This window comes from Sphingopyxis sp. LK2115, assembly GCF_014595975.1.
Taxonomy (GTDB): domain Bacteria; phylum Pseudomonadota; class Alphaproteobacteria; order Sphingomonadales; family Sphingomonadaceae; genus Sphingopyxis.
Genome location: NZ_JABWGQ010000034.1, coordinates 1 through 2,508 on the forward strand (window position 1 = coordinate 1; position 2,508 = coordinate 2,508).

At 66.3% G+C, this 2,508-nt stretch carries 2 protein-coding genes; both read left to right on the forward strand.

From position 1 onward, the window contains the following. Nucleotides 1-112: 112 nt before the first annotated feature. Nucleotides 113-1,627 (forward strand): IS21 family transposase, encoded by a 1,515-nt coding sequence (istA, locus tag HUW43_RS05235; RefSeq protein ID WP_188236389.1) that lies wholly within the window; start codon nt 113-115, stop codon nt 1,625-1,627. Continuing rightward, entirely contained in the window at nt 1,614-2,342 is a 729-nt protein-coding gene (gene istB / locus HUW43_RS05240) for an IS21-like element helper ATPase IstB (RefSeq protein WP_188236390.1), read from the forward strand. Before istA ends, istB begins: the two co-directional genes overlap by 14 nt. Nucleotides 2,343-2,508 lie beyond the last annotated feature (166 nt).

Below are 2,508 nucleotides of genomic sequence, written 5' to 3' on the forward strand. Positions count from 1 at the left end.
TGTGGACCGGCGTGCAAAAGGGACCCCGTTAGCGGGGTGATCGGCGTCTAAAAGGGACCCCTCATTCCGATGGTGTAGCGGGCCGCCTGGTATTTCAGGTGGCGAGATCGGGATGTTGGTGGTGGAGACAGTTGTTCGGATCCGGCGCGAGCACGCGAACGGTAAGGCGATCAAGGCGATTGCGCGGGATTTGCGACTGTCGCGCAAGGTGGTGCGCAAGGCGATCCGGGCGCCGGAAGGCGCGTTCGATTATCACCGCACGGTTCAACCGCTGCCCCGGCTTGGGCCGTTCCAGGAGCGCCTTGATACGCTGCTGACGGAGAACGAGGCCCGGCATCGGCGCGATCGGCTGCGCATGACCCGGATCCATGACCTGCTGTGCCGCGAGGGGTTTGAGGGTTCCTACGACGCGGTCCGGCGCTACGCCCGGCGCTGGGCGGAAGCCCGGCGCAAGGATGCGGGCGACGGCGCACCTGCCTTCATCCCGCTGTTGTTCCAGCCTGGCGAAGCCTACCAGTTCGACTGGAGCCACGAGGATGTAGAGATCGCCGGCAAGCCGATGCGGGTGAAGGTGGCGCATATGCGGCTGTGCGCGTCTCGGGCGGTCTACGTCCGGGCCTATCCGCGCGAGACCCAGGAGATGGTGTTCGATGCCCATGCCCGGGGCTTCGCCTTTTTCGGCGGCGTTCCGCTGCGCGGGATCTACGATAACATGAAGACCGCTGTCGCTGCGGTCTTCGTGGGCAAGGAGCGGGTGTTCAACCGCCGGTTCCTGGTCATGGCCGACCATTACATGGTCGAGCCCACGGCCTGCTCACCGGCGGCGGGATGGGAGAAGGGTCAGGTCGAGCACCAGGTCCAGACCATCCGGGGCCGCTTCTTCCAGCCCCGCTTGCGCTTTGCCAGCATCGAGGAGCTCAACGGATGGCTGGAGGCCGAGTGTCTGCGCTGGGCCTCGTTGCATCTGCATCCCGAGCAGAAGGAACTGACCGTGGCCGAGGCGCTGGATCTCGAGCGGCCAGCCCTGCAGCCAATGTTGGCGCCGTTCGACGGCTTCCACGAGACCGCCCATGCCGTGACCGGCACCTGCCTGATCAGCTTCGACCGCAACCGCTATTCTGTCATGGCCAAGGCCGCGCGGCGTGCCGTCCAGGTCCGCGCCTATGCCGACCGCATCGTCGTGCGCCTGGGTGACGAGGTCGTTGCCGAACATGCCCGGCACTTCGGCCGTGATCGGACGATCTACGATCCCTGGCATTATCTTCCCGTCCTGGCCAACAAGCCGGGCGCCTTGCGGAACGGTGCGCCCTTCCAGGGCTGGGACCTGCCGCCGGCACTGGCACGGCTCCGCCGCAAACTGGGGAGCGGTGACGAGGCCGACCGGCGCTTCGTGCGCGTGCTGGCCGCTGTGCTGACCGATGGCCTGGACGCGGTCGAGGCTGCGATCCGCGAAGCGCTTGATGCCGGTGCGGCCAGCGACGAGGTGATCCTCAACATCCTGGCCCGATACCGCGAGCCACTATCCGAGAGGCCCCTCGACGTGGTCGTCGATCTCAAGCTCAGCCATCCGCCGATCGCGGACTGCGCCCGATACGATGCGGTGCGGGGCCTCGATGCAGCGGCATGAGATGATCGAGGCGATGCGCGGGCTCGGCCTCAGGGGCATGGCCGGGGCGTTCGACGAGGCCGTCACTACAGGGCTCCAGCGCAAGCGCACAACCCACGAGATCCTGACCGACCTGCTACGAGCGGAAGCGGCGCATCGCCATGCTGCCTCGATCCGCTACCGCATGACCGCAGCCAAGCTGCCGGTTGTCAAGGACCTCGATGCCTTCGTGTTCGAGGGCACCCCGATCAACGAGGGGTTGGTGCGTTCGCTACACGCGGGTTCGTTCCTGCCAGGACGGCGCAATATCGTGCTCATCGGCGGGACGGGAACCGGCAAGACCCACCTGGCCACCGCGATCACCGCCAGCGTCGTCTGTTCCGGTGCCCGCGGCCGCTACTTCAACACGGTGGACCTCGTCACCCGGCTCGAGGAGGAAGCCCGCATCGGCAAGGCCGGCGCCATGGCCGCCCAGCTCAGCCGGCTCGACGTCGTGGTCCTCGACGAATTGGGCTACCTGCCGTTCGCCAAATCAGGCGGGCAGCTGCTGTTCCACCTCATCAGCAAGCTCTACGAGAAGACCTCGGTCATTATCACCACCAACCTGGCGTTCGGCGAGTGGCCCACCGTCTTCGGTGATCCCAAAATGACCACCGCGCTGCTCGACCGCATCACGCACCATTGCGATATCGTCGAGACCGGCAACGACAGCTGGCGCTTCAAGCACCGCAGCTGACCACCTCGAAGAAACGCCTTCGCGCTGCTGCCGTCTCCGGTCGGGCTACGCCCTCCCTACGCCGCCAGCAGCGCGAAACCTGCGCCCAGTATCAACCGACCCTCGCAGCGCAAAGGGGGTCCCTTTTGCGCGCCGATAGGGGGTCCCGATTGGACGCCGATTGACA

What these genes read in the sequence shown, in the direction of transcription:
- istA (WP_188236389.1), top strand. Translation starts at nt 113, where the DNA reads ATGTTGGTGGTGGAGACAGTTGTTCGGATCCGGCGCGAGCACGCGAAC.
- istB (WP_188236390.1), top strand. Translation starts at nt 1,614, where the DNA reads ATGCAGCGGCATGAGATGATCGAGGCGATGCGCGGGCTCGGCCTCAGG.